This window comes from Stenotrophomonas rhizophila (assembly GCF_003651185.1).
Classification (GTDB): Bacteria; Pseudomonadota; Gammaproteobacteria; order Xanthomonadales; family Xanthomonadaceae; genus Stenotrophomonas; species Stenotrophomonas maltophilia_Z.
This window is the reverse complement of record NZ_RCDC01000004.1, coordinates 2,270,394-2,296,655: the sequence shown is the minus strand read 5'-3', so window position 1 is coordinate 2,296,655 and position 26,262 is coordinate 2,270,394. Positions and strand designations below refer to the sequence as shown.

Here is a 26,262-nt window from a genome sequence, read left to right as displayed (position 1 = left end):
TTCGGCACAAAAGCGCGTCCGCGCATCCTCGGTTTCGTGGGGATTCCGACCATGACCCTGCCACTTGTCACCGCCGATGAACGCGCCCGGCTGCTGGCCCACGGCGCGGCACGCGATGCCGGCCAGCACCTCGACCCGCTGCCCGTGGTGAGGCTGTTCACCCCGGACGCGCATGCGACCTGGCTGCTGGTGTCGCTCGATCCTGTGGATGGCGACACGGCCTATGGCCTGATCGACCTCGGCATCGGGATGCCGGCGCTGGGCACGGTCAAGCTGTCCGATCTGGCGTTCATCGTCGGGCCGCGCAAGCAACCCGTGATGCGTGATCGCTACTTCCAGCCAGTGCGGCGGCTGTCGGAGTACCTGCGGCTGGCCGAAGAAAACGGCTCGATCCCTGACTGACCGAGCCATGCGCAGCCCGTCCAGCCGGGGCGCATTGTGACTATTTCCGTCTTACTCAAGACCGTGCAGGTCTCAATCCTCACTCTTGCACCGAAGCAGTGCGACCCTGCTGCAAACAGTCATGGTCTTCGACGCGGACTGCGGCACGGTATCCGCTGCTGACCGTCGATTCCTGGCGGCGCAGCCGTCGCATTCAGACGATTTTCGCAATGCAGCGGAGCCAATCGGTCTTGACACCAGAAGAGCAACTTAACCCGATAACGATGACGCTTTGATGTTGAACCGATAGCTCCCGCACATCGAAAACCGTGGCGACGTTCCTGCTGACTGACAGGAGGTTGCGTCATGGCTGGCCCGAGCGCCGAACATCGAGAACACTGGTATCCGACCGCCGCGTATCTCTACACGCTGCATCTTGATGGCCCGGCCCTGGCCTGGGAGTACCTGCGCCGCAATCCCGACTACCGCCGCGACTGGCTGCGCCGTCGCCGCTGGCCGGACGCAGCACAGCGCTGGGGCCTGCGCCTGTGGGAAGACCCGGCCCTGGATGCACGCGACGCGCATCCGGCCTGGTTCCCCGATCATGACGCCGTGGTGCAGCTATACCCCGATGCCGATCCGCCGCCCGATGCCTATGCCTTCGAGTTCTGGCGCCTCCCCGGTCGCAAACACTTGATCCACGACGGCAAGCGTCTGGTGCTGGTGTCGCACTGGCCCGGCTGCTGCATGCGGCTCGCGCTGGCGCCGGGCCTGGAAGACGGCATGGCCTACCTCTACGCCACCCGCGCTTGCGCTACACCCTGCGCACGCTATCGCGCGCTGGCGGCCGGGCTGGATGCCTTGGCCGTGGCGACCGTAGCTGCGCCTGCGGCAGCGGCCCGTTCCCGGCCCGCGCCCGCTGCGCTGCTGGAACTGCACACCTTGCAGGCGCTCGACGCGACCCTGGCGGGCGCGTCCTTGCGCGAGGTCGCCGAAGGGTTGTTCGGTGCGAATGCCGTCTCCGCCGACTGGCACAAAGACAGCGCCTTGCGTGCCCGCGTGCGGCGGCTGGTGCGTCGTGGCGAGGCGCTGATGCGCGGCGGCTATCGCAGCCTGGCGCAGCTTCCGCCAGTTGCACCGCATTAGGGGGGACGTTTTGCGCTCCCTGCAATTCGTCCCTTAGCAGGAAGCCTCGCTTTCTTGAAAGTGCCTCTATCCGGCTGCGTGGTGTGGCCGGGCTTGATGGAGGACCATCCCATGCGACCCGCTCCCTTGCGGCCTGCCGCCGCTGCTGTCGCTGCGCCCGCGCAGCCCCAACGCTACCTGACCAACGACGAGGCCGCCGACTACCTGCGCCTGTCGCCCCGCACGCTGGAGAAACAGCGCGTGATCGGCGGTGGGCCGAAGTTCCGCAAGTTTGGGCGCCGCGTCATGTACGCCGTGGCCGACCTCGACGCCTGGGCCGATGCGCGCAGCTTCGATGCCACCTCCGACCCGGAGTACGCCGAGCGCCATGCGGGTGACTACCGTGATCGCCGCTGATCGTCGGTTCACGGGTGTCCGTCGTCGTGTCCAGTCCCGCGCTGCCGCCCCGGCAGCGGCCGATGCAGGAGCGCGAACAGCTCGACCTGTTCCGCGCCTTGCCGGGCGACATGGCGCCGCGCGACAGCCAGGATTTGATGGCCTATCCGTTCTTCTCGTTGGCGAAATCCAAGCGGGTCAAGCCTATCGACTTCCGCGCCGGCAACGTGACGATCCGCGTGGAGGGCACGCAGGAGCATGGCATCGCCACGATTTGGGATGCCGACATCCTGATCTGGGCCGCCAGCCAGATCGTGGAGGCGAAGGACGCGGGCCTGCAGCCGTCGCGGCTGATGCACGCCACCCCTTACGAGATCCTGCGATTCATCGGGCGCGGCAAGTCACTGCGCGACTACCAACGCCTGAAGGCGGCGCTCGACCGGCTGCAATCGACCACCGTGGCCACGTCCATCCGCGAGACCACAGGAAGGCGCCTGCACCGCTTCTCGTGGATCAACGAGTGGAAGGAGCTGGCCGACGCCAGCGGCACACCGCTGGGCATCGAACTGATCCTGCCGGACTGGTTCTACGCAGGCGTGCTCGATGCTGCTTTGGTGCTGACCATCGACCCGGCGTATTTCCGGCTCACGGGCGGCATCGAACGCTGGCTGTACCGCCTGGTGCGCAAGCACGGCGGCAGGCAGGAATACGGCTGGCAGTTCGACTTCCGCTACCTGCACCAGAAATCCGGCAGTACCGCCAAGCCCTACGACTTCGCCTGCGACCTGCGCGCATTGGTCGCTCGGCAATCGCTGCCCGGCTACGTCTTGGGCATCGAACGGATGCTGGACGACAACACCGAACTGCTGACGTTCCGGCCCGTGCCGTACACGGCACGGGGATAACGTCGGGACAAGCTGTGAATAGTGTCGTGCTATCAGGCGTGCGGGGTATCGTGCTATCGGACGTGGGACTATCGTGCTATCAGGCGTGCCAATCGGCCGCAAACCCGCACCGGCATTGGGTTTGCGTGCCCTCTAACATTACTAACTTAAATTCTCTAACTTTTAGTAGAGAAGCGTCGTTTCGGTGGACAACTGCCGAAAGGCAAAAAGCGCCGCCGTCCCGAAGGCAAGAACAGCCCCAAAACCAACCCCGTTCGGCAAGGCAAAACCACGCTGGCTTTCCAGATCGGAGGGTCGCGCCATGATAGTCGCCTTGCTCAACCAGAAAGGGGGCGTCGGCAAGACCACGCTCGCCACGCACATCGCGGGCGAACTGGCGATGCGCGGGCAGTCGGTCATCCTGCTGGATGCCGACCCGCAGGGTTCATCGCTGGACTGGACGCAGCGCAGAAGCCAGCAAGGCTTGCCCCGGCTGTTCAGCGCCGTGGGCCTCGCCCGCGAGACGCTGCACCAGGAAGCGCCAGAACTCGCCCGCCGCGCAGATCACGTCATCATCGACGGGCCGCCGCGCATCGCCGCCCTGGCGCGCTCCGCGTTGCTGGCGGCCGAGCGCGTGCTGATCCCGGTACAGCCCAGCCCCTACGACCTGTGGGCCAGCGCCGAGATGGTGGCATTGATCCGCGAGGCCCAGGTGTTCCGGCCTGCGCTGCGCGCGGCCTTCGTCATCAACCGGCGCGTCAGCACCACCATCATCGGCCGCGAAGCGCGGCAATCGCTGGCGGAACAGCCGCTGCCAGCGCTGCGCGCCGAGGTTCGGCAAAGGATCGTCTTTGCCGACAGCGTGGCCGCTGGCCGGCTCGCGCGCGAAGCCGCGCCCGACAGCGCCGCCGCACGCGAGATCGCTGCGCTGGTCGATGAACTGCTGCGGTGGCCGGCATGAGCAGCGACAGCACCACCCGCAACGGTTCGCGTGCTAGCAAGCGCGTCGGCATCGGTGCGCGCCCACCGGCGAATCCGCACGCCGAAGCGTGGATTCGCCAGGGCGACGCCGATGCGCTCAACAAGGGCGACCTCTACACCGCCCGCCTGACCCTCGACGTGACGCCCGCGCTGCGGGCACGCATCAAGGTATCGGCCTTCACGCGGGGCGTGACGGTGGCCGAACTGCTGCGCGCTTTGCTGGAGCGGGAGTTTCCCGAGACCCGCACGGAGAACACGCCATGAACGCATCCGCTGCACCCGCCGCGAACACGGCCACGGCTGCCGCATCGCCTCCGGCTGCGCCGTCGCTCGCGGTACTCGCCGGCCAGGCCGGCAACGAGCCGCTGACGCGCGTATCGCTGGCCTACATCGAACCGCGCTTCAAGCTCTACCTGCGCTTCGGCGAACCGGCGCGCACGCTCCAGCTCGACCGCTGGCGGCGCTGCGCCATGTTCCTGCCCGGCTCGATGTTCTGCCGCATCCGCTGGCAAGCCAACGACTACGGCACGATCCGCTGGCAGCTCATGGTGATGCAGGCTGGCACGCCGCTGGATGCCTTGCAGCGTATCCCCGGCGTGCGGCCCGGAGCGCGCCTGCTGCTGCATGCCGAAGGCGAGAACGCGGTGCGTGCCGTGTTGGAACGCATCGACGCCATCGAGGCACTGGGCATCGCCTCCATCGACGTGTCGCCCGCGTACTGGCGCACGCTGGGCAACCGTGTGGCGGCCTGCCTGGCGCTGCCCGAATACACCGCCGAACGGCACGCCGCCTGGCTGGCCGGGAGGGCGCTGCCATGACCGCTGATTCCACCACCGCATGCACGCCCGAAGCCGCGCCGCGTCCTCGTTCGCGCCTGCGCGCTCGCATCGTGCTGGCGTGCTTCGCCGCCGTCGGCCTTGCTGCGCTGGCCTGGGCGGCATTCGTGCGACCGCTGCCGCGCCTGATCTACAACCCATCCGACAGCGTTCCGGTCGGCTGGTATCGCGTCGATCTGCTCGACCATCGGCCCGCCTCGCTGCCACGTCGGCTGGAAGTGGGCAGCATCGTCCTGACCCGATTGCCTGCCAACGCTGGCGCACTTGCTGCGCAGCGCGGCTACCTGCCGGCTAACGTTCCGCTGCTCAAACGTGTGGGCGCGGTCGCACCGCAACACGTCTGCATCGTCGCCGGTCAGGTTCGCATCGACGGCGTGCCTGTGGCCGCCGCGTTGCCTGCTGATCGGCTGCGCCGGTCGCTGCCATCCTGGCCGCATTGCCGCCCGCTGGCTGAAGGCGAACTGTTCCTCTTGAGCGTGACCAACTGGGCGTCGTTCGACAGCCGTTATTTCGGCCCGGTCAGCGCAACCGCCGTGATCGGCGTTGCGCATCCGGTCTGGCTGGAGACACGCCCATGAAGGCCGCCGATTCGCTGCACGTCGCCGCGCATCTCATCGTGCCATCGGGCGTGTCGTCCTGCTGTTCATCGCCGTGTCGTCGCGCGTACAGTGCGGGTGCATTCGCACCGCACTTTGCGCTGCCTTCGGCGCAGCCGTCCAACGTGCAGCCGTCTTGCCTCGAACGCGTCCGGCCTGTGGCCATTGGCGCGTTCGCCGGCGGGCTGGCTGCAAGCAGCACAGCGTCCCCGGGCCGACGATGCCCGGAGCGACAGCGAAGGGCAAAGGAGGAAGGCAAGACAAAAGGACACGGCACCGGGCCGCGTCGAAAGCCTGTCTGCACGTTGGGGTGGCGCGGCACGCGGCGGCATCGCCGCCGTGCCGCGTGGGGCGCGAGGCCCGCGCCAATGCAGGCATGTATGCGTGCTTCGCCCGACACGACACGCCGTAGCTTTCGGGGAGCGCAGCCATGACGGACCGCGGCGAAGACGATTTCCACGTGCGCCCCAGCGCCCCGAAGAACCGGGGCAAGGGCCAGGGCCAGAGCTTCGTTTCCAAGGTGCTCAAGCAGGCTGGCAAAGCCAGCGGCGGCAAGCCGGCGGTGCGCCGTCCTGCCACTGGCAGCAACGGTGCGCACGCCGGCCAGCGGCCCGGCTCGCGTCTGGGGCGCGGCCACACGGCGGCACGTTTCGCCGGGGCGAAGCTGACGCCCGTGTCGCGGCGCGTGACCATCAAGACCCTGCTGGTCAATCAGCGCAACGCCAGCCCGCAATCTCTCGCCAAGCACCTGCGCTACATCGAGCGCGACGGCGCGGGCCGCGATGGCGAACCGGGCCGGGCCTACGGGCCGCAGGCCGACGAAGCCGACCTGGATGCCTTCAAGGAACGCTGCGCCGACGACCGGCACCATTTCCGCTTCATTGTCTCGCCCGAAGACGGCGCGGAACTGGACGACCTGCGCACCTACACCCGGCATCTGGTGAACCGTATGGAAGCCGACCTGGGCACGCGGCTGGATTGGGTGGCGGTTGATCACTGGAACACCGACAACCCGCACACTCACCTGATCGTGCGCGGGCGCGACGACACCGGCAAAGACCTCATCATCGCGGGCGACTACATCGCCCACGGCTTCCGCCATCGCGCCGCCGAACTGGCGACCGAATGGCTGGGGCCGCGCACTGAACTGGAGATTCAGCAGACCTTGGGGCGCGAGGTGGAACAGGAGCGGTGGACGAGCCTGGATCGCACGCTGCAACGCGAGACCGGCGAGGATGGCCGCGTGCAGATCGAACGCTTCAACGAGCCGAACTCGCAACGCAAGCGCCTGCTGTTGATCGGCCGCCTGCAACGCTTGCAGCGCCTGGGCTTGGCCGACGAAGAGCAGCCCGGAACCTGGGCCATTCATGACGATGCCGAGAAGACCTTGCGCGCCTTGGGCGAGCGTGGCGACATTATCCGCACCATGCAGCGGGCCATGAGCGGCCAGCCGCGCGAGCTGGCGGTGTTCGAGCCGGGCGACGATGGCCGCAGCATCATCGGCCGCGTGGCCGCGAAGGGGCTGGCCGACGAGCTGCACGACCGGGGCTATCTGGTCATCGACGGCGTGGACGGCAAGGCACACTACGTCGCGCTCAATGCCCGCGACGAGCTGGCGAACTATCCCACGGGCGCGGTGGTGGAAGTGAAGGGTTCGGCCGACGTGCGCGCCGCCGACAAGAACATCGCTGCGCTGGCGAGCGATGGCCTGTACCGCACCGACCATCACCTGGCAATCGAACGGGGCCGGGCCAAGCCCGGACGCGACCCGCAGGAAGTCATCGCCGCCCACGTCCGTCGGCTGGAAGCCCTGCGCCGCTCCGGCATCGTGGAGCGCGTGGCCGAAGGGCTATGGAAGGTGCCGGACGACCTGGCCGAAAGTGGCCGCCAGCACGACGTGCAACGGCTTGGCGGCGTATCGGTGGAGTTGAAATCGCACCTGCCGATTGAGCGGCAGGCTCGCGTTATCGGCGCTACCTGGCTCGACCAGCAACTGATCGGTGGCGGCAAGGGGCTCGGCGACCTAGGCTTTGGCGGCGAGGCCAAGCAGGCCATGCAGCAACGTGCCGACTTCCTCGAAGAGCAAGGGCTCGCCGAGCGGCGCGGGCAGCGTGTGATCCTCGCTCGGAACCTCCTGGGCACGCTGCGCAATCGGGAGCTGGGTCACGTCGCCAAGGACATTGCCGCCGAGACTGGCCTGGAGCATCGCCCGGCAGCCGATGGGCAGCGCGTCGCTGGTATCTACCGGCGTTCCGTCATGCTCGCCAGCGGGCGCTACGCGATGCTGGATGACGGCATGGGATTCAGCTTAGTGCCGTGGCGGCCGGTGATCGAGCAGAGACTCGGGCAGCAACTTGCGGTCACGATGCGCGGTGGTGGAGTGTCCTGGGAGGTTGGACGATCCAGAGGGCCGTCAGTCGGCTGACCCCTGGCTCAGCCACGGACTCGTGCCAAGCTCCCCCAAAATCCAGTCAGCGAACGCCCGTGTCTTGGTTGGAACCAGTCGCGCGGATGGATGCACCAAGTAAATCGTCTCGTCGTTCTCCACGGGATGATCGGGCAGCACCGGCACCAGCCGGCCGCTGCACAGTTCCGGGCCAGCCAACCAGTCGGACACCATTGCGATGCCCGTGCCGGAGACGGCCGCTTGTACGAGGCTATAGGCATCGTCTGTGACCAGTGGACCTGCGATCCGAATTGCAGTCGTCTTGTCGCCATCGCGCAGATGCCAAAGAGGATGCGAGACTAGGCGGAAGAACCCCAGGCAAGCGTGCTGGCCAAGATCGGCAGGCCGAATAGGCGCACCGTGTGCTTGCAGATAGGCGGGTGACGCACAAAGCATGCGGCGCGATGGCGCGAGCCTGCGTGCAACCAACCTGCTATCGGTCAATGTTCCGATGCGAACAGCCACATCGAAGGACTCCGCAATCAGATCGACGTAACGATCCTCGAAAGCCGTTTCCACGACCAGATCGGGATAGGTTGCGAGGAAAACGGGAAGGATCGGGGCAACCCACATCCGGCCGAAGGTCGCCGGCAAGGCGATACGCAACGTGCCACGCACGCCGACCGCTGCTGCTTCGGTGTCACGCTCTATTTCCTGCAAAGCGTGCAGTGCACCGCGCATGCGATGATGAAAGGCTTCGCCTGCTTCCGTCAATGCCAGTCTTCGCGTGGTGCGCTCCATAAGGCGCACACCTAGGCGCTTTTCCAGTGCCGTGACGCGTCGCGAGAGGATGGAGCCATCACGCCCCAGCGCCTGGCCGGCAGCGGTGAAGCCGCCATGCTCGATGGTGGCCAAAAAAGCTGTGATCTGCTCGAACTCGGTTCCGTTCATATCTGCATTATTTGCAGCAGTCATATGTGTTCAAGCCATATTATCATCTTTCAATGAATTAATTAACCTGCAGGGCAATCGTCAAGCCCTCGGCTCTATGCACATCCGGCGTGGACGGAGGGCGTATTGGAGTTGCAATGGAAAAGACACGTTCGGCGGTCGCCGTAGAGGACCGATACAAGATACTGGCGGCGATCTGCGTCTCTGCAATCATCATTCCTCTGGTTTTCACTGGTCCGGCGATATCTACTCCGGCGGTCGGGCGCGACTTAGGCGGCGATCAGTCCAGCTTGAGCTGGATCGTTAACGCCTACGCCATCGCATTCGGTAGTTGCGTCATGGCCGCGGGTGCCATCGGTGACCAGATTGGGCGCAAGCGTTGTTTCGTGGCAGGACTCTGGATATTCATCGTCACGTCGCTGCTGATCAGCCTGACCCCCAGCCTGCTGCTGCTCAATCTGCTGCGCGCCGCCGAAGGCGTCGGCGGGGCCCTGGTGTTGACTTCGGCCACTTCACTGCTAGCACAGGAGTTCGAGGGCGCGCAGCGCACTCGGGCTTTCAGCCTCCTTGGCACCGCATTCGGCGTTGGTCTTGCGTTCGGACCAATGGCCTCAGGGTTCTTGATCGAGCACCTGGGTTGGCGCTCGCTCTACTTCGCCATCGCACTGATCGCGGCCTTGATCCTGATGCTGGGTACGCGACGGATCAGGGAATCCCGTGACCCGGAGGCGCAAGGCATCGACTGGCCGGGCACCATGCTGTTCACGGCCGCCCTGGTCTCGCTGACCTTCGGCATCGTGCGCGGGCCGCAGGACGGCTGGGCGAGCCTGCGCGTGCTGTCGCTGCTGGGCGGCACTGCTCTGCTGCTCGGCGCCTTCGTCGCCGTGGAACTGCGGCGTCCGCGTCCCATGCTCGAACTCTCCCTGTTCCGTTACCCGCGTTTCATCGGCGTGCAGTTGCTGCCGGTGGCAACCGGGTTCAGCTTCATCGCCCTGATCGTCTATGTACCGATCTGGTTCATCGTCATACAGGGACGCGATGCTTTCACGGCTGGCCTTGCGATCCTACCGCTGACCGCACCGATGCTGGTGGTGCCGCTACTGGCCGGGCGAATGGCCCAGCACGTCTCGCCCGGTCTGCTGTCCGGCATCGGCTTCCTCATCTCCGCGCTTGGCGCCTGGCTGTTGATGGGCCTGTCGCCTGACGGGAGCTTGTGGGCGATGGCGATCCCCATGCTGCTGATCGGCGTCGGCAATGGCCTGCCGTGGGGTTTGATGGACGCCTTGTCTGTCAGTGTGGTGCCCAAGGAGCGCGCAGGAATGGCGGCCGGCATCTTCACTACCATGCGCGTGGCGGGAGAAGCGATCGCCATCGCCGCCATCGGTGCCGTGTTGATCGGCTTAACGGCCGCGAACCTGCGTGCAGCGGCGCAGGCCGACTCGCTGTCGCTACCGCAGGACGTCACAGCGATCGCCGGCCAGATCGGAGCCGGCGCCGCGCACAGTCCTTCTGCCGGCGTTGTCAGCGCGATGGACGGGGCGATCAACGAGCTTGCACGTCATGCCTATACCTCTGCTTTCCACAGCATCTTTGCTGTGCTGGCCGTGCTCTCAGTCCTAACCGCCGTGGTCTGCATTCTGACGCTGCGACGGTCAGCCGATTAGCAAGGCAAATCTTTGAAATCTTGAGGCAAGTCAATGAGCGAAACAACAACCAATGGAAGCCAAGCGATATGGAGCTTCGCCATCTGCGCTGCTTCATAGCCGTCGCCGAAGAACTGCACTTCGCCCGCGCAGCGGAGAAGCTGCACATCGAGCAGTCGCCCTTGTCGCGCGCCATCAAGGAACTAGAAGAAGAGCTGGGCGTGGTGCTGTTCGCCCGTACCACGCGCAGCACGCGGCTGACCCGCGCGGGCAACCTGTTCTTGGATCATGTGCCGCGCGTCCTCGCCGCCTTGCAGCAGGCACGCGAAAGCGTGAAGGCGGCGGCTAATGGCTTCCACGGCCAGTTGCGCGTCGCACTGTCAGACGGCATCACGCCGTCTCGTCTGTCGTCGCTGCTAGCGCTGTGCCGCCAGGATGAACCCGAGGTCGATATCCGCCTGTTCGAGGTGCCGCTTTCGCAGCAAATCAAAGGGCTGCGCGATGACCTGTACGACATAGGCTTCGCACAGTCCGATGAGGTTGGCAACGGCATCGTGGCAGCGGCGGCTTGGAGTGATCCACTAATGGTGGCTGTGCCGGCACGGCATGACTTGCTCAGGCACAAGCGGATTCCGCTGGAAGAAGTGCTTCGATTCCCGCTGGTGTTGGGCGACCCGCAGGCATGCGAAGGCTATGCACGGCAAATCGAGCGCGTGCTGCGTCGCGTGGACATGGAGCCGCTGGTGGTCGAACGGGTGGCTTCATTCGACCTAATGATGACGCTGGTATCCGCCGGTTTCGCCTTGGGGCTGACGGGTGCAGCACACATCGCAGCCAGCCGTGAGCCAGGAGTCGTGGCACGGCCTTTGGCAGGGCGTTCGCTCATGCTGACGACCTATCTGCTGCGCCCGGCGGGAGAACCTTTGGAAGCGGTGACCCGCTTCATAGACCGCGTCCAGGCCATCGACTCTCCCGAGGCTACTAGGCCAGCGCCAAGCTATTCCCTCGATCCCACCGAGGAATCCAAACCATGAGAAGGCGCATCTTGTTCCTGCTAGCGGCGGTGCTGGCGGGCTGCGGCCCGTCCGACGCGCTTCAAACGACCGACCTGCCGACCGTGGAAGAACTGGCCGCCGATCCGGCACTGCTGAAGGAGCTGCGCCAACAGTGAAAGACCGATCGTGCCAGGCTTGTTGATGTGCTGTGTAATCGAGTCGCCGAAGCCACGCGCAAGCGGTTCTATGGCGATGGCAACACCCCGTACAAACCGCCGAAGGAGCTGCCCAAGTTTTGATCGACGGCATGGGGTTCATTCTGGTGCCGTGGCGGCCGGTGATCGAGCAGCGGTTGGGGCAGCAGCTTGCCGCGATGGTGCGCGGCGGCGGTGTGTCTTTGGGAGATTGGGCGGCAACGTGGCCCGTCTATCTGATAACAATAGAGAAAGGATATTTCCTACGAGTCAACCGGTGTTCCCTGCTTCGCTTCGTCGAGCAGCCATTGAGCAAACGCTTGTATTGGCTCTCTGCTCAATCCGATGGGCTCGGGGAGGATGAGGCAGAAGGTTTTGGAAATGGTTTTCCCCTCCGGCCACGGGGCGACCAGACTTCCTAGCGCAAGTTCGGTTTCAACGTAGAGGCGCGGTACTAGCGCAACACCGAGGCCGGCCAATGCGGCTTCTATCAACATTCCATGAAGGTCATAGCGCGCACCAATGGCAGGATTGGTCAGCGGGGTTCCCGTCTCCTGGGAGTACTGAAGCCAAGCTTCGGGGTTCTGTCGTCGGTGCAGGCGCGGTAATTCGTCCAGGGCGCTTGTTCGTTTGCGTCCTGTCAGAAGTCCAGGATGGCAAACCGGAACCAGCACTTCATGCAAAAGGGGGTGAGTCCGCATGCCCGTCCACGCTGGGTGCTCGAAATGGATGGCAGCATCAAATCCGCTCCCGGCCAGGACAAAGGGGTCCATGCGCTCGGCCAAATGCACAGTGATGTTCGGATGCTTTTGCTGGAATCGTGTCAAGCGAGGAATGAGCCATCGCATCGCGAAGGTCGGGATGGTGGCGATGTCCAGGCTTGCGCCATCGTTCGGCTGCCCCATCAGGTACTGACTGTCCCGATCAAGGCGGTCAAGCGATTCGCGAACTTGGGCCGCGTAGCGTTCCCCGTTGGGCAGGAGTCGGACCCGATTGCCGACCCGCTCGAACAGCGTGACTCCGAGGAAGGCTTCCAGCCGACCAATCTGGCGACTGATGGCTCCTTCAGTCAAAGACAGTTCCTCTGCCGCGCGCGCAAAGCTGCCGTGGCGGGCGGCCGCTTCGAAGGCCATCAGTGCCGTGCTGCTGGGGATCTTCCTTCGCATGAGCGTTCCTAGCTTAAAGCTTGTGATCGGTTTAGCTTGATGTTTTGTCACTGAAGCATACCGAATAATCGTTTTATGCGCCGAGATCAAGGTCATACCATGACGGAACATCAACAAAGAGGGCCGGACGTACAAGAAGTCCGGTAACGAGTCACCCATGATCTATACCGTCGAGTGCAGCTTTTCCGACCCAGCCAGCGAAGCGGAGTGGAATAATTTCTACAGCCTGGAAAAGCTGCCCGCGCTTATTTCAGTAAGCGGGTTCCATACCTCGCAGCGATTCAAGGCGTTGAGCGCTGGTTGCCCCGTCTACCTTGCCATGCACTCGATCGACGGTCTGGCTGTGCTTGAGGACGATGAGTACCGCCAGAAGGGTGGCGGCAACTTCGCACGATGGCAGCAGCACATCACCGATTGGCACCGCAATCTTTATGGCGGCCTTGAACGCGCGCCTGCCATCGGTGAAGGAGACCATCTGATCGTGAGCGCAGTCGGTCCCGAGCCGCTCATCGAGATGGGGCTCAAGCCTGACCTGATGCGGGCCGTCGCATTGGATAAATTTCCTGAAAACAGGTGGCTGGCGAAGCTGGATAGCTCCATCAGTCTCAATGTGGAAACCCTTCCGAAGGACGTGCACCTCTATGCCCCGATGACCGCGCAATTGACGAGTGGCGATGGCGCAGTGCCCCAGACGCAGGGGCAGAACCGACATGCCTAACCTGACGATCTTCATCCAGGCGAAAAAGATGCCGCCCGAAGCGAATCTGGCGGAACTCACCGAACGATGCACTGCGCTTTGCACGGACGTCCTCCGGGCTGCGCTGGACAACGTGCATTTCATCTATGTCGCTGCTCACCAGGGGCGCGGGCATCCTGCTTACGCGGAAATCAAGTACCGCCTCGAACCGTTCAGGACGCCATCGGTCATGGACGCCTTCATGGCGCGACTGGATGAGGCCATAAAGCGCCATACGGGGCTAACGGCGCGCATCCGTTGCTTCGGCTATCCGGCCCCCGCCATCTACGCGCGGAACTGATTACGCGCAAGGAGCTCCGCAATGAACAAGATGAAATTTCCAGGCCAGCAGATCGGCGAGTTTTCGATCACGGCGATCAGTGACGGATACCTTTCCGCAAGTCTAGATCTGCTCTCCAATATCGATCCTATGGAGGCGTCCAAGTTGCAGCAGGACGCAGGCGTGAGCGACCCATCCTCGATCCACATCAACTGTTACCTGGTGCGTGGAAGGGGTCGCACGATCCTCATCGACGCGGGAGCTGGTGGGTTCAAGCAATGGGGTGGAAAGTTGATAGCGAATCTCGCACTTGCTGGTGTGCAGCCCTCTGACATTGACACCATTCTTCTGACCCATGCACACCCCGACCATGTTGGGGGGCTGCTTGACTCGTCAGGGGAAGCAGTCTTTCCCGCTGCAGAGTTGGTGGTCCACCAGCATGAGGTCTCTTTCTGGGAGGACGATGGCAACCTCAGTCGAGCGAGTGAGCGAGCTCGTGGCAACTTTCTGTTTGCTCGGAAGGTGTTCGATCAGTATCGGGAGAAGACGCGCACGTTTGTTGATAGCGAAGTTCTCCCTGGTATCAGTGCGATGCCCCTTCTGGGACATACCGCAGGGCATTCCGGTTATCGCATCGAATCCCATGATCGTAGGCTGCTGGTTTGGGGGGATATCGTTCATTTCCCCCAGATCCAGATTGCTCGTCCCGACGTATCAATTGCATTCGACCAAGATCCGATTCTCTCCGCCGAAACACGATCAAAACTGTTGGATGTTGTTAGCTCGGACAGAATCCTTATCGCTGGCATGCACCTTGGCGAGCTTGGATTCGGGCACATCAAGCGCAAAGGTGCGCGCTACGAGATTTTCTATGAAGCTTAGCCGCCGATAGAGATGTCTGGGATCAGCCAGCAGCGGGGAATGAGATCAATGATCCCATGGCGCTTGCTGCCAGCGATCAAACAAAAAATCACTGAACGCCGTCAGTCGGTGCGGCACGGGTTCGCGCCGTGCCCGCACGATGCTGATCTTCGAGGGCGTGGCTTCCCAGTCCGGCAACACGCGTACCAGCCTCCCGTCGCGCAGTTCCTCGTGAATGTCCCAGGTCTCGCGCAGCGAGATGCCCAGCCCGGCCACGCACCACGCATGCAGCACGTCGCCGTTGTCGCTGCACAGCGTACCGCTGACCGCGACAGGCTTCTCCCGGCGGCCCTTGCGCAGCGGCCAGGTGCTTTGCAGCAGGCCCGGATAAGCGAACACCAGGCAGTTGTGCCGTTCCAGTTCTTCCGGCTGCGCGGGACTGCCATGCGCTTTCAGGTAGGCGGGAGACGCCGCCAGGATGCGCCGGTTGTCGGCCACGCGCCGCGCCACCAAACGCGAATCGGCCAACTCGCCCATGCGAATCGCCAGGTCGAGGTCGCCGCTATACAGATCCTGCACTTGATCGGACAGGCGCAGGTCGAAGCCGACCCTGGGATGCAGGCGGCAGAAATCGTGGATAGCCGGGGCCACGAACTTGCGCCCGAACGGCGTGGGCGCGGTCAGGCGGATGGTGCCGCTCAGTTCCTGGCTGCCGCCGGTCGCCAGTTCCTGCACTTCTTCCAGCACCGCCAGGGCGACCCGCGCCCGTTCGGCGATGGCGCGGCCTTCGCCGGTGATGCGCAGGTTGCGGGTGTTGCGCTCGAACAGCGTGGTGCCCAAGGCCTGCTCCAGCCGGGCAATCTGCTTGCTGACCGTCTTGGGTGCGAGATGCAGGTCGCGTGCGGCGGCGGAAAAGCTCTGGCGCTCCACCACATGCACGAACACCGCCAAGTCATCGAGGTTGCGCAGGGCCATTTGGGTCATTCCGGGGAAAGTGTTTGTCTATTTTGGTCATTTAAAGGATATACCGGATTCACCAGAATGAGGTTCCTTACTTCGCATGCCGCAACGCGCACGCCTCCGCCGGAGGCGCTCGGCGGTGTGCTCGACTCGCTTGCAGGAGCCTCCGATGACCCAACGCATTCTTTTCGTCTTGACCAGCCACGACCGCAAGGGACCGGCGGGCGCCGCCGACGCCGCGCGCAGCGGTTTCTATCTGTCCGAGGTCACGCATCCGCATCGGGTGCTGGCCGACGCCGGCCATGCGGTCGATTTCGTCAGCCCCAAGGGCGGCAAGACGCACGTCGATGGACTCGACCTGGACGATCCGATCAATGCCGCGTTCTGGAACGACGCGGCGCTGCGCGGTGCCACCGAGAACACCTTGGCACCCGCGCAGGTCGATCCCGATGCCTACGCCGCGATCTTCTACGCCGGCGGCCACGCGACGATGTGGGACTTCCCCGACAACGCCGAACTGTCGGCCATCGCGGCGCGCATCTACGAGCGTGGCGGCGTGGTCGCGGCCGTCTGCCACGGCCCGGCCGGGCTGGTGAATGTCAAGTTGTCCGACGGTCGCTATCTGGTCGCAGGCAAGGAGGTATCGGCCTTCACCAATGACGAGGAACGCGCGGTTAGTCTGTACGACACGGTCCCGTTCCTGCTGGCCGACGCCCTGCAGGAGCGTGGCGCCCGGCATGTGCCCGCGCCGAACTTCCAGGCACTGGTAGTGGTGAGCGAGCGGCTGGTGACAGGGCAGAACCCGGCGTCGGCCAAGGGCGTGGCAGAAGCGATGCTGCCGCTGCTGGCGGCGGCATCCGTGGATCGGGCCTGAGCCATGAACGAGCGCATGCCTTTCGTCATCTATGTCTTCGCGCTTTGCGCGTTCGCCCTGGGCTTCACAGAGTTCGTCACCATCGGCCTGGTGTCCACCATTTCTGCGGATCTGCATGCCAGCGTCAGCCAGGTCGGCACGGCGGTTACGGCCTATGCGCTGGGCGCGGTGATCGGTGCGCCGGGCCTGACGGCGCTCGCCACACGCTGGCCGCGCAAGCGGCTGCTGCTGGTGGCGATGGGCCTGTTCACGCTGGGCAATGCGGTGGTCAGCCTGTCCGATGCACTGACGCCTATGTTGGTAGCCCGTTTCGCGTCGGGCCTGGGACATGGAGTATTTCTTGCCGTGGCCTCCAGCGTGGCAACCCAACTGGCGGGCCGGCATCGGGCCGGTGCGGCGGTGGCCGTGGTATTTGGCGGCTTGACTCTGGCCCTGGCGCTGGGCGTTCCGCTCGGCACCTACCTGGGCAGCGTGTTGAGCTGGCAAGTCATCTTCATGGCAGTAGCCGCGAGCGGCGCGATTGGCTTCCTCGGCTTACTGGCCTTGATGCCGACGGATCGGGACGACGCCTCAGTGCAGGCCGACGCGATGGATGGCCTAAAAGCGATGTTCAATCCGCGCCTGCTGGCTGGAGCCGGCATAACCGTGCTGGCGTATGCCGGGTCGTTCGCGCTCTACACCTACATTTCGCCGATCCTGCTGCAAGTGACGAACGTCAGCGAAAGCACGGCCAGCCTGTTGATGCTGGGCTATGGCGTGATGGCCGCCATTGGCAACATCTGGGGCGGACGCCTGACCGACCGCAAGGGTGCGGACTTCGCCGTGATGATCGTCCTGATCGGCCTGGCTGTGGTGCTGTTGGCGATCTGGTTCTCGGCCGCGTCTCTGCCGTTGATGGTATTGCTGACGGGCCTGCTGGGTGCGTTGACCTATGCGGCGGTGCCAGCCTTGCAAGCACGTGTGATCGGACTGTCGCATATCCACGCGCCGCAAGCGCCAGCAGTGGCCGCAGGTCTGAACATCGCCGGCTTCAATGGTGGTATCGCTTTGGGTTCGCTGCTGGGGGGTGCCAGTCTGGAGATGATGGGCCTGACCAGTACCGCCTGGGTCGGTGCGGTGGCCGTGGGGCTGGGAATTGCCTGGATGCTCTGGCAGATGCGACGTCCCGAGTTCCTGGGCGCAAGACTTCATGGATAGGTGAATGATGGAGCTTCGGCATCTTCGCTGCTTCCTGGCCGTAGCCGAAGAACTCCATTTCGCCCGTGCGGCGGAGAAGCTACACATTGAGCAATCGCCGCTGTCGCGCGCCATCAAGGAACTGGAACAAGAACTGGGCGTGGTGCTGTTCGCGCGCACCACGCGCAGCACTCGGCTGACCCGTGCGGGCAAGCTATTCTTTGAGCATGTGCCGCGTGTCTTCTCTGCCTTGCAGCAAGCGCGCGACAGCGTGAAGGCCGCCGCCAACGGTTTCCACAGCCAATTGCGCATTGCACTATCCGACGGTATGACGCCCTCGCGTCTGCCGGCCTTGTTGGCACTGTGTCGGCAGGAAGAACCCGAGGTTGAGATCCGCTTCTTCGAGGTGCCGCTGTCGCAACAGATCAAAGGGCTGCACGGCGACCTGTACGACGTGGGCTTTGCGCGCGCTGATGAGGTCGGTGATGGCCTCATTGCCGAGCCGGTATGGAGTGATCCGCTGATGGTGGCCGTGCCGGCACGGCATCCCCTGCTGGCCCACAAGCGCATCCCTTTGGAAGAACTGCTGCGCTATCCCCTGGTGCTGTGCGATCCGCAGGCGTGCGAGGGCCATGCCCGGCAGGTGGATCGTGTGCTGCGCCGTGTGGACATGGAACCGCTGGTGGCTGAACGGGTGGCGTCCTGCGACCTGATGATGGCGCTGGTGTCCGCAGGCATCGCCCTGGGGCTGACGGGCTGCGCGCACATCTTGGCCAGCCAGGAACCTGGCGTAGTGGCACGGCCACTGACAGGCCGTTCACCGCTGCTGACGACCTACTTGCTGCGTCCGGAAGGCGAGCCTTCGGAAATGCTCGCCCGCTTCATCGACCGTGTGCAGGCCATCGAATCACCCGAAGGTAGCAGGCCCACGCCGGGTCTTGATGCCGACTCCCTGGAGGAACCCGCATGATGAAAAACTCCATTCCGTTCTTGCTGGCCGTGGCATTAACCGCTTGCGGCCAATCGGAAACGCCCAAGCAGGCCGAGGTGCCGACCGTGGAGGAACTTGCCGCCGATCCGGCACTGCTGAAGGAGCTGCGCCAGCAGTGCAAGACTGATCGCGCCAGGCTTGGCGACGTGCTGTGCAATCGAGTCGCCGAGGCTACGCGCAAGCGGTTCTACGGCGATGGCAAGACCCCGTACACACCGCCGAAGGAGCCGCCTAAGTTCTGATCGCGGTCGATTCAACAACATATTCCGTTTTCTCGCCATACACGCCGCAATGCGCCTGCGCTTGCGGCGTTTTTCTTTGGCTCGACGCTGCGCGAATTCTTCCTTTTTTCTAGACTTTTCTCCCGATAACGGTCTTTGACCGGCACCGACCCAGCACCGATTCTCGCGTCATGCGGCACGTCCTTGTGCCGCGTGTGAACGAGGAATCAGCGCAGAGGAAATCGGAGGCCAGTCAATGCAAGCTCAGGGAGTGCTGTTCGGGCAGATCGCGGTTGTTTTCAGCATCGTGATCGCGGGTGTGTGGAGTGCAACGCAATGGACTGCCGCCACTCTGGCCTACCAACTACGCCTTGGCTCGCCCTGGTTCGATTTCTTCGGTACGCCGGTCTATCACCCGTGGCGGCTGTTCGAGTGGTGGTTCTTCTTCGATGCCTACGCGCCGCATGTTTTCGACATGGGCGGCGCCATTGCGGGCGGCAGCGGCTTGGTCGCCGTAGTGGTTGCCATCGCCATGTCAGTGTGGCGCTCGCGGCAATCTCGTCTGGTCACGACCTATGGCTCGGCGCGTTGGGCCAACACCGCCGACATTCGCAAGGCCGGGCTGATGCAGTCGGCCGGCGTCTTTCTCGGCCTGCATGATGGACAGTACCTGCGCCATGAAGGCCCGGAACACGTCCTGACCTTCGCGCCCACGCGCTCTGGCAAAGGCGTGGGCCTGGTGGTGCCGACTTTGCTGTCCTGGCCTGCATCGGCAGTGATCCACGACATCAAGGGCGAGAACTGGCAGATCACCGCCGGCTGGCGTTCGCGCTTCTCGCATTGCCTGCTGTTCAACCCCACCGATGCGAAGTCAGCCGCATACAACCCGCTGCTAGAAGTGCGGCGCGGCGCGCATGAAGTGCGCGACGTGCAGAACATCGCGGACATTCTCGTTGACCCCGAAGGTGCGTTGGAGAAGCGCAATCATTGGGAGAAGACCAGCCATGCGCTGCTGGTCGGCGCCATCCTGCATGTGCTCTACGCCGGCGAAGACAAAACGCTGCGCGGCGTCGCCAACTTCCTCTCCGACCCGGCGTGCCCGTTCGAGCTGACGCTGCACCGGATGATGACCACGCGCCATCTCGGTGACGCGCCGCATCCTGTTGTCGCGTCCGCCGCGCGTGAAGTGCTCAACAAGTCGGACAACGAGCGGTCGGGCGTGCTCTCCACCGCGATGAGCTTCTTGGGCTTGTACCGCGACCCCACTGTGGCCGAGGTCACGTCGCGCTGCGACTGGCGCATCGCCGACCTGATCGCGTCCGAGTCACCTGTGTCGCTGTACCTGGTGGTGCCGCCTTCGGACATAAGCCGCACCAAGCCGTTGATCCGGCTCATCTTGAACCAGATCGGGCGACGCCTCACCGAATCGCTCGATGGCAGCGATGGCATCGAACGCCGCCACAAGCTGTTGCTGATGCTCGATGAGTTTCCGGCGCTGGGCCGGCTCGACTTCTTCGAGACGGCGCTTGCCTTCATGGCCGGCTACGGCATCCGCAGTTTCCTCATCGCGCAGTCGCTCAACCAGATCGACAAAGCCTACGGCCAGAACCATTCGATTCTGGACAACTGCCATGTCCGGGTGACGTTCGCCACGAACGACGAACGCACCGCCAAGCGCATTTCGGAAACGCTGGGCACCGCGACCGAGCTGCGCGCGCAGCGCAACTACGCCGGCCACCGACTCGCGCCTTGGCTCGGGCATTTGATGGTGTCGCGGCAGGAAACGGCCCGACCGCTGCTGACACCGGGCGAAGTGATGCAACTCCCGCCCGATGAATCCGTGGTGATGGTGTCCAGCATGGCGCCGATCAAGGCCAAGAAGCTGCGCTACTACGCCGACACCAATTTCAAGCAGCGTGTGCTGTCACCGCCCGCGCTGGCGGCCGGGCAGTACGCCGACGTGCCACCGGCACGCGCCGACGACTGGAGCGGCCTAGCGATTCCAGCCGTGCCCGTCGCATCAGCCACGACATCCGCCGATGAGCCGGGCGGCACCGACGACGGCGGCCCGCGCCGCCAACCCGAACTCTCCGAATCCGTCGCTTACGACCCCGAGCTGGATGCGCCCGATGATTTGGCGCTGCTCGATGACGACTACGACCTGCCGCTGCCGCTTCCCGGCCAGTTCGATCCGGCCATGCAGCGCACGGCCCGGCTGGCCTCTCTCGACCCTAACGACGGAATCGACCTATGAGCCAATACCGCCTCAACCTGTTCATCCAGCACGAGCACGCCAAGCGTCTGGAAGAACTAGCCGCCAAGAAAGGCGTGTCCAAGTCGTCCATCGTCGCGGCAGCGCTGGCGTCCTGGCTGTCGCCGGACGCGGGCGACCAGCGCGAGGCCGCCATCGCCAAGCGACTGGATCGCCTGTCGCGGCAGGCCGAACGACTGGAGCGCGACCAGAACATCCAAATCGAAACGCTGGCGCTGTTCATCCGCTACTTCCTGACCGTCAGCACGCCGGTGCCCGAGGCGCATCAGGACGCGGCCCGCGCGCAGGGCAAGGCGCGTTTCGAGCAATTCATCGAACAGCTCGGCAGGCACCTGCTGCGCGGCCGGAGCCTGGTGCGCGACGTGGTGGAAGAACTGCATCCCGATCCGATGCGGATGGATGACGCGGCGGCGCTCGCCGAAGCCCATGAACGTGCTACGGAGCGTGCCTCATGAGCGCCGTTCCGCAGACCCCGCCCGAACCACGCTCGTCGGCCAGCACTTCACAGGATCGCCGCATCCAGATGCTGCGCACGGCAATGGGGCCGCTGATCGCCGCCGCGCTCGAAGACCCGGACGTGGTGGAAATCATGCTCAACCCTGATCGCACCCTGTGGGTAGATCGGCTGTCGTCGGGCCGCGCACCGCTGGGCGTCGAGCTGCCCGAAGCCGACGGCGAACGCATCATCCGGCTTGTTGCCGCGCACGTCGGCGCGGAAGTCCATCGCGGTCAACCGCTCTTGACCGCCGAATTGCCTGAGACGGGCGAGCGTTTCGAGGGCATCTTGCCGCCGGCCGCACCGGGGCCAGCCTTCGCGCTGCGCAAGCGGGCCGTGAGCATCATCGGCCTGGATCGTTATGTGGCCGACGGCATTCTGACTGCCGGCCAGGCGGACTTCCTGCGCCGCGCCGTGCGCGAGCGGCAGAACATCCTGATCGCCGGCGGCACCAGTACCGGCAAGACCACGCTCGCCAATGCCTTGCTCGCGGAAATCGCTGCCACGGGCGATCGCGTGCTGGTGCTCGAAGACACCATCGAGCTGCAATGCGCCGCCCGCGACCATGTGCCGCTGCGCACGCGCGCAGGCGTCGTGTCGATGCAGGAGCTGGTGCGCGCCACGATGCGCCTGCGCCCTGATCGCGTGATCGTCGGCGAGGTGCGCGGCGGCGAAGCCCTGGACTTGGTGAAGGTGTGGGGCACCGGCCATCCGGGTGGCATCGCCACCATCCATGCGGGTTCCGCGCTGGGCGCGCTGCTGCGCCTGGAGCAACTGATTCTTGAAGTGGCGGTGAATCCGCCGCGAGCGTTGATCGCCGAGGCCATCAACGTCGTCATCCACATCGCCGGGCGTGGCCGCAAGCGCCACGTCGAAAGCATCGTCCGCGTCGTCGGTTTCGACGGCGTGGGCTATCGCATGGCGGATGCGCTGGAAACGCCGTTTCCCGAGCTGCCGCCAGTTCCTTCCCCGTCCCCTGAACCCTCTGGAGAACTGCCATGACGCAGATGCACATCCATGCTTTCCGCATTTCCGTAGATCCGGCTTCGGCCTTCGCGCGCCTGAGGCGTCTGGCCGCGCCGGCGCAGCACGGCCTGCTATTGGCCGCCGTCATGCTGATGACGGCCGGTACCGCGCAGGCCGCCGGTTCCTCGATGCCCTGGGAAGGGCCGCTGACCTCCATCCTCGAATCCATCCAGGGGCCGGTGGCACGCATCGTCGCGGTCATCATCATCATTTCCACCGGCCTGGCGCTGGCCTTCGGCGATACCAGCGGCGGCTTCCGCAAGCTGATCCAGATCGTCTTCGGCCTGTCCATCGCGTTCGCCGCGTCCTCGTTCTTCCTGTCGTTCTTCTCGTTCTCCGGCGGGGCCGTCGTATGAGCACCGCCAACGAAGGAGCGCCGGGCTTCGCGTCCGGCTTCGAGATCCCGCTGCATCGCTCGCTGACCGAGCCGATCCTGCTGGGCGGTGCGCCGCGCACCGTGGCGATTGCCAACGGCACGCTAGCCGCCGCCGTCGGGCTGGGCCTGCAACTGTGGATTCCCGGTGCGGTGCTCTGGATCGTCGGCCATTCGCTGGCGGTCTGGGGTGCGCGGGTGGATCCGCAGTTCATGCAGGTCTTCGCCCGGCATATCAAGCACAAACCGCTGCTGGACGTATAGGGGACGCCGCCATGCTGAACCTTGCCGAATACCGCCAGCGCCCGGCCTTGCTCGCTGACTGGTTGCCGTGGGCCGGGCTGATCGCGCCGGGCGCTGTGTTGAACAAGGACGGCAGTTTCCAGCGCACGGCGCGCTTTCGCGGGCCTGATCTGGACAGTGCCACGCTAGGCGAACTAATCGCCACTTCGGCGCGGCTCAACAACGCGCTGCGCCGGCTGGGTTCGGGCTGGGCCTTGTTCATTGAGGCCGAGCGCCGACCGGCGGCGGACTACCCACACTCCGACTTTCCCGAACCGCTGTCCTGGCTCGTGGACGAGGAACGTCGCGCGGCCTTCGAGGAATCGGGGTATCACTTCGAGAGCGGCTACCACCTCACGCTGGCTTACCTGCCGCCGGAGGAATCCCGCGCCCGCGCGGCCAAGCTGCTCTATGAGAACTCGCCGGGCGACGGCGTGGACTGGCGCGGCCGGCTCGATGCCTTCGTGGCGGAAACCAATCGTGTCTTCGACTTGCTCGATGGCGTGATGCCGGAGATCGCCTGGCTCGATGACGCCGAGACGCTGACCTACCTGCACGCCACGGTGTCCACGCGGCGCTATCCGCTGGCGGTGCCCGAAGTGCCGTTCCATATCGACGCGCTGCTGGCCGACTCCGCGCTGGTCGGCGGCCTGGCACCGATGCTGGGCGACCAGCACCTGCGCGTGGTGTCGGTGCGGGGCTTTCCGACCTCGACCTGGCCGGGCCTGCTGGACGACCTCAACCGCCTGGGCTTCGCCTACCGCTGGAGTACGCGCTTTCTCTGCCTGGATAAAGCCGAAGCGGAAAAGGAGCTGGGCCGCCTGCGCCGCCAATGGTTCGCCAAGCGCAAGAACGTGGTGGCGTTGCTGCGCGAAACCATCTTCCAGCAGGAATCGCCCCTGGTTGATACCGACGCCAGCAACAAGGCGGCCGACGCGGATGCCGCGATGCAGGAGCTGGGTGGCGATCAGGTGGCCTTCGGCCACTTCACTGCAACGGTGACGGTGCTCGATGCCGACCCGGCTGCGGCCGACGAAAAGCTGCGCATGGTGGAGCGCGTCATCCAGGGCCGGGGTTTCGTGACCATCCCCGAAACGCTGAACGCCGTGGATGCGTGGCTGTCGTCCATCCCCGGCAATGCCTACGCGAATGTCCGCCAGCCCATTGTCTCGACGCTGAACCTGGCGCACATGATGCCGCTGTCCGCCGTATGGGCCGGGCCGGAAAAGAACGACCACCTGCACGGCCCGCCATTGATTGTCACCCGCACCGATGGCGCCACGCCGTTCCGGCTGGTGACGCACATCGGCGACGTAGGCCACACGCTGGTGGCCGGCCCGACTGGCATGGGCAAGTCGGTGTTGCTTGCCATTCTGGTGCAGCAATTTCGCCGCTATCGCGGCTCGCGCGTGTTCGCCTTCGATATGGGCCGCTCGATGCGCGCCACCATCCTGGGCCTGGGCGGCGAGCACTACGACCTAGGCGCCGATGGCGGCATTGCCTTCCAGCCACTCGCGCGTATCGACCGGGAAAGCTATCGCTCCTGGGCGGGGGAATGGGTGGAGGGCCGCCTGCTGCACGAAGGTGTCACGGTCGGCCCCGACGAGAAGACGATCATCTGGTCGGCGCTGGGCAGCCTGGCCGGTGCGCCGGTGGAACAACGCACGCTCACCGGGCTGTCCGTGCTGCTGCAATCGAACGCGCTGCGGCAGGCACTCGCGCCCTATGTGCTCGGTGGCGCGCACGGCAAGCTGCTGGACGCGGACTCCGATCGTCTCGGCTTCGGTGACGTGCAGGGCTTCGAGATGGAAGAACTGATGCACAGCCCCGCCGCCGTGCAAGCGGTGCTGCGCTACCTGTTCGCCCGCTTCGATGAGCGTTTCGACGGTGCTCCCACGCTGCTGATTCTCGATGAGGCGTGGCTGTTCCTCGATGAGCCGTCTTTCGCCGCGCGCATTCGCCAATGGTTGAAGACGCTGCGCAAGAAAAACGTGTCGGTGATATTCGCCACGCAGTCGCTCGCTGACATCAAAGATTCGAGCATCGCACCCGCGATCATCGAGAGCTGCCCAAGTCGGATCTTTCTGCCCAATCCGCAGGCGACCGAGCCGCAGATTCGCACGATCTACGAGGGCTTCGGCCTCAACAGCCGGCAAATCGAGATCGTCGCCACCGCACAGCCCAAGCGCGACTACTACTACCAATCGCGCCTCGGCAATCGCCTGTTCGACCTCGACCTGGGGCCGGCCGCGCTCGCGTTCGCGGGCGCTTCCACTCCGCAAGATCAGCGCGACATTGACCGCGTACTGACGCAGGCCGGCGCTCCCGGCTTCGCCGGCGCGTGGCTGCGCCATCGCGGCCTCGACTGGGCCGCCGACCTGCTGCCGTCCTCACCGGCGGCGGCTTCTTTCTTCGCTTCTCAACCGCTGGAGGTTTCGCTATGACGACCCGTGTGCTTTCCGTATCCCTGGCCGCCGTGCTGTCGCTGACGCTGCTGACCGCGCAGCCCGCATCGGCGCTCACGTTCATCGACCCCGCCAACCTTGTGCAGAACACGCTTACCGCCATCCGCACGATGGAGCAGATCAACAACCAGATCAATCAACTGCAGAACGAGGCGCAGATGTTGATGAACCAGGCGCGCAATCTCGCGAGTCTGGACTTCAACATCGTCAACCGGCTGCGCTCCACGCTGGCCAATACCGAACGCCTGATCGCCGAGGCGCAGGGGCTGGCCTACGACGTGCAGAGCATGGATGCCGCGTTCGCCCGTCTGTACCCGGAGCAGTACGCCGCGACCATCAGCGGCGACCGCATGGCTCAAGACGCCCGCGAACGCTGGAAGAACACGCTCGATGGTTTGCATACCGCGATGCGGATGCAGGCACAGGTGTCGCAGAACCTGGCCCAAGACGAAAGCGCGCTGGCCGAGCTCGTGAGCCAGAGCCAGTCGGCCACCGGCGCTTTGCAGGCGCAGCAGGCGACCAACCAGCTTCTTGCCTTGCAGGCCAAGCAGTCGATCCAGTCCCAGCAGCTCCAGATCACGCAAGACCGCGCGGCGTCGCTGGAAATGGCGCGGCAGGCGGCGGCCACCGAGCGCGCCCGCGAAGTGCGCCGGCGCTTCCTCGGCACCGGCACACCGTACACGCCGCAGTCCATCAATTTCTACAACAACTGACG

29 protein-coding genes and 1 pseudogene are annotated in these 26,262 nt (G+C 64.8%); 26 read left to right on the top strand and 4 right to left on the bottom strand.

The genetic code is table 11. The features are described from left to right. Positions 1-51 precede the first annotated feature (51 nt). The 4 genes from BCL79_RS20390 (at position 52) to BCL79_RS10195 (ending at position 2,807) form a co-directional block, all read left to right on the top strand. Complete coding sequence (locus BCL79_RS20390) at positions 52-402, top strand: DUF2958 domain-containing protein (protein ID WP_220668904.1); 351 nt, start codon at positions 52-54, stop codon at positions 400-402. 345 nt (positions 403-747) lie between these two features. Continuing rightward, on the top strand, positions 748-1,527 hold the full coding sequence (locus BCL79_RS10205; protein ID WP_121040533.1) for a DUF2285 domain-containing protein: 780 nt from the start codon (positions 748-750) through the stop codon (positions 1,525-1,527). Between the two features lie 111 nt (positions 1,528-1,638). Next, the gene (locus tag BCL79_RS10200; RefSeq protein ID WP_031772739.1) at positions 1,639-1,923 is read left to right on the top strand and encodes a helix-turn-helix transcriptional regulator; all 285 of its coding nucleotides are present in this window, start codon (positions 1,639-1,641) and stop codon (positions 1,921-1,923) included. Positions 1,924-1,985: 62 nt separating this feature from the next. Then, positions 1,986-2,807: a replication initiator protein A gene (locus BCL79_RS10195; protein ID WP_427832875.1), complete on the top strand. Its 822-nt coding sequence runs from the start codon at positions 1,986-1,988 to the stop codon at positions 2,805-2,807. A 162-nt stretch (positions 2,808-2,969) separates the two neighbouring features. Here the strand turns inward: BCL79_RS10195 and BCL79_RS20315 are convergent, their stop codons facing one another. Then, the gene (locus tag BCL79_RS20315) at positions 2,970-3,110 is read right to left on the bottom strand and encodes a hypothetical protein (protein WP_183073768.1); all 141 of its coding nucleotides are present in this window, start codon (positions 3,108-3,110) and stop codon (positions 2,970-2,972) included. Between BCL79_RS20315 and parA the strand changes: the two genes are divergently transcribed. The 5 genes from parA (at position 3,109) to BCL79_RS10160 (ending at position 7,624) form a co-directional block, all read left to right on the top strand. Then, positions 3,109-3,747 (top strand): ParA family partition ATPase, encoded by a 639-nt coding sequence (gene parA / locus BCL79_RS10185; protein WP_121040529.1) that lies wholly within the window; start codon positions 3,109-3,111, stop codon positions 3,745-3,747. The two genes, BCL79_RS20315 and parA, sit on opposite strands and share 2 nt — an antisense overlap. After that, complete coding sequence (locus BCL79_RS10180) at positions 3,744-4,031, top strand: chromosome partitioning protein ParB (RefSeq protein WP_121041310.1); 288 nt, start codon at positions 3,744-3,746, stop codon at positions 4,029-4,031. Before parA ends, BCL79_RS10180 begins: the two co-directional genes overlap by 4 nt. Continuing rightward, entirely contained in the window at positions 4,028-4,585 is a 558-nt protein-coding gene (locus tag BCL79_RS10175; RefSeq protein WP_121040527.1) for a DUF2840 domain-containing protein, read from the top strand. Before BCL79_RS10180 ends, BCL79_RS10175 begins: the two co-directional genes overlap by 4 nt. After that, a complete protein-coding gene (locus BCL79_RS10170) occupies positions 4,582-5,181 on the top strand; it encodes a S26 family signal peptidase (RefSeq protein ID WP_121040525.1) in 600 nt (199 codons plus the stop codon). Before BCL79_RS10175 ends, BCL79_RS10170 begins: the two co-directional genes overlap by 4 nt. Before the next feature lie 448 nt (positions 5,182-5,629). Beyond that, positions 5,630-7,624: a relaxase/mobilization nuclease domain-containing protein gene (locus tag BCL79_RS10160; RefSeq protein ID WP_121040521.1), complete on the top strand. Its 1,995-nt coding sequence runs from the start codon at positions 5,630-5,632 to the stop codon at positions 7,622-7,624. Here BCL79_RS10160 and BCL79_RS10155 read toward each other — a convergent pair. Next, positions 7,613-8,560: a LysR family transcriptional regulator gene (locus BCL79_RS10155; protein WP_259462139.1), complete on the bottom strand. Its 948-nt coding sequence runs from the start codon at positions 8,558-8,560 to the stop codon at positions 7,613-7,615. The two genes, BCL79_RS10160 and BCL79_RS10155, sit on opposite strands and share 12 nt — an antisense overlap. A gap of 113 nt (positions 8,561-8,673) precedes the next feature. On the opposite strand from BCL79_RS10155, the gene BCL79_RS10150 reads away from it, so the two are divergent. The 3 genes and pseudogenes from BCL79_RS10150 (at position 8,674) to BCL79_RS10140 (ending at position 11,473) form a co-directional block, all read left to right on the top strand. After that, entirely contained in the window at positions 8,674-10,200 is a 1,527-nt protein-coding gene (locus BCL79_RS10150) for an MFS transporter (protein ID WP_121040517.1), read from the top strand. Between the two features lie 68 nt (positions 10,201-10,268). Further along, complete coding sequence (locus tag BCL79_RS10145) at positions 10,269-11,213, top strand: LysR family transcriptional regulator (protein ID WP_121040515.1); 945 nt, start codon at positions 10,269-10,271, stop codon at positions 11,211-11,213. Further along, positions 11,210-11,473: pseudogene (locus BCL79_RS10140) on the top strand (entry exclusion lipoprotein TrbK). The gene BCL79_RS10145 and the pseudogene BCL79_RS10140 overlap by 4 nt, the downstream one beginning before the upstream one ends. A 158-nt stretch (positions 11,474-11,631) precedes the next feature. Here the strand turns inward: BCL79_RS10140 and BCL79_RS10130 are convergent. Then, a complete protein-coding gene (locus tag BCL79_RS10130; protein WP_220668903.1) occupies positions 11,632-12,630 on the bottom strand; it encodes a LysR substrate-binding domain-containing protein in 999 nt (332 codons plus the stop codon). Between the two features lie 61 nt (positions 12,631-12,691). On the opposite strand from BCL79_RS10130, the gene BCL79_RS10125 reads away from it, so the two are divergent. Genes BCL79_RS10125 through BCL79_RS10115 form a run of 3 tightly spaced genes read left to right on the top strand, consistent with a single transcriptional unit; the run spans position 12,692 to position 14,432 of the window. Beyond that, positions 12,692-13,252, top strand: a complete 561-nt coding sequence (locus tag BCL79_RS10125; RefSeq protein WP_121040513.1) for a sugar ABC transporter — start codon at positions 12,692-12,694, stop codon at positions 13,250-13,252. After that, entirely contained in the window at positions 13,245-13,571 is a 327-nt protein-coding gene (locus BCL79_RS10120; RefSeq protein ID WP_121040511.1) for a hypothetical protein, read from the top strand. Before BCL79_RS10125 ends, BCL79_RS10120 begins: the two co-directional genes overlap by 8 nt. A 21-nt stretch (positions 13,572-13,592) precedes the next feature. Beyond that, positions 13,593-14,432, top strand: a complete 840-nt coding sequence (locus BCL79_RS10115; RefSeq protein ID WP_121040509.1) for an MBL fold metallo-hydrolase — start codon at positions 13,593-13,595, stop codon at positions 14,430-14,432. A 45-nt stretch (positions 14,433-14,477) separates the two neighbouring features. Here the strand turns inward: BCL79_RS10115 and BCL79_RS10110 are convergent, their stop codons facing one another. Then, positions 14,478-15,386, bottom strand: a complete 909-nt coding sequence (locus tag BCL79_RS10110) for a LysR family transcriptional regulator (RefSeq protein WP_183073717.1) — start codon at positions 15,384-15,386, stop codon at positions 14,478-14,480. Between the two features lie 154 nt (positions 15,387-15,540). Between BCL79_RS10110 and BCL79_RS10105 the strand changes: the two genes are divergently transcribed. From BCL79_RS10105 to trbJ, 11 genes are all read left to right on the top strand, one after another. Next, on the top strand, positions 15,541-16,245 hold the full coding sequence (locus BCL79_RS10105) for a type 1 glutamine amidotransferase domain-containing protein (protein WP_121040505.1): 705 nt from the start codon (positions 15,541-15,543) through the stop codon (positions 16,243-16,245). A gap of 3 nt (positions 16,246-16,248) precedes the next feature. Next, a complete protein-coding gene (locus tag BCL79_RS10100; protein ID WP_121040503.1) occupies positions 16,249-17,442 on the top strand; it encodes an MFS transporter in 1,194 nt (397 codons plus the stop codon). Positions 17,443-17,449: 7 nt separating this feature from the next. After that, entirely contained in the window at positions 17,450-18,391 is a 942-nt protein-coding gene (locus BCL79_RS10095) for a LysR family transcriptional regulator (RefSeq protein WP_121041304.1), read from the top strand. Next, entirely contained in the window at positions 18,391-18,654 is a 264-nt protein-coding gene (locus BCL79_RS10090; RefSeq protein ID WP_121040501.1) for an EexN family lipoprotein, read from the top strand. Before BCL79_RS10095 ends, BCL79_RS10090 begins: the two co-directional genes overlap by 1 nt. Before the next feature lie 235 nt (positions 18,655-18,889). After that, positions 18,890-20,887, top strand: coding sequence for a conjugal transfer protein TraG (locus BCL79_RS10085; RefSeq protein WP_121040499.1), 1,998 nt, complete (start codon positions 18,890-18,892; stop codon positions 20,885-20,887). Then, a complete protein-coding gene (locus BCL79_RS10080) occupies positions 20,884-21,360 on the top strand; it encodes a CopG family transcriptional regulator (protein ID WP_042043506.1) in 477 nt (158 codons plus the stop codon). The genes BCL79_RS10085 and BCL79_RS10080 overlap by 4 nt, the downstream gene beginning before the upstream one ends. A gap of 68 nt (positions 21,361-21,428) precedes the next feature. Continuing rightward, positions 21,429-22,403: a P-type conjugative transfer ATPase TrbB gene (gene trbB / locus BCL79_RS10075; RefSeq protein WP_428999454.1), complete on the top strand. Its 975-nt coding sequence runs from the start codon at positions 21,429-21,431 to the stop codon at positions 22,401-22,403. Beyond that, entirely contained in the window at positions 22,400-22,783 is a 384-nt protein-coding gene (locus BCL79_RS10070; RefSeq protein WP_121040495.1) for a TrbC/VirB2 family protein, read from the top strand. Before trbB ends, BCL79_RS10070 begins: the two co-directional genes overlap by 4 nt. Next, on the top strand, positions 22,780-23,064 hold the full coding sequence (locus BCL79_RS10065) for a VirB3 family type IV secretion system protein (protein ID WP_121040493.1): 285 nt from the start codon (positions 22,780-22,782) through the stop codon (positions 23,062-23,064). Before BCL79_RS10070 ends, BCL79_RS10065 begins: the two co-directional genes overlap by 4 nt. Positions 23,065-23,075: 11 nt before the next feature. Then, entirely contained in the window at positions 23,076-25,526 is a 2,451-nt protein-coding gene (gene trbE, locus BCL79_RS10060) for a conjugal transfer protein TrbE (RefSeq protein ID WP_121040491.1), read from the top strand. Next, positions 25,523-26,260, top strand: coding sequence for a P-type conjugative transfer protein TrbJ (gene trbJ, locus BCL79_RS10055; protein WP_121040489.1), 738 nt, complete (start codon positions 25,523-25,525; stop codon positions 26,258-26,260). Before trbE ends, trbJ begins: the two co-directional genes overlap by 4 nt. Positions 26,261-26,262: the final 2 nt, after the last annotated feature.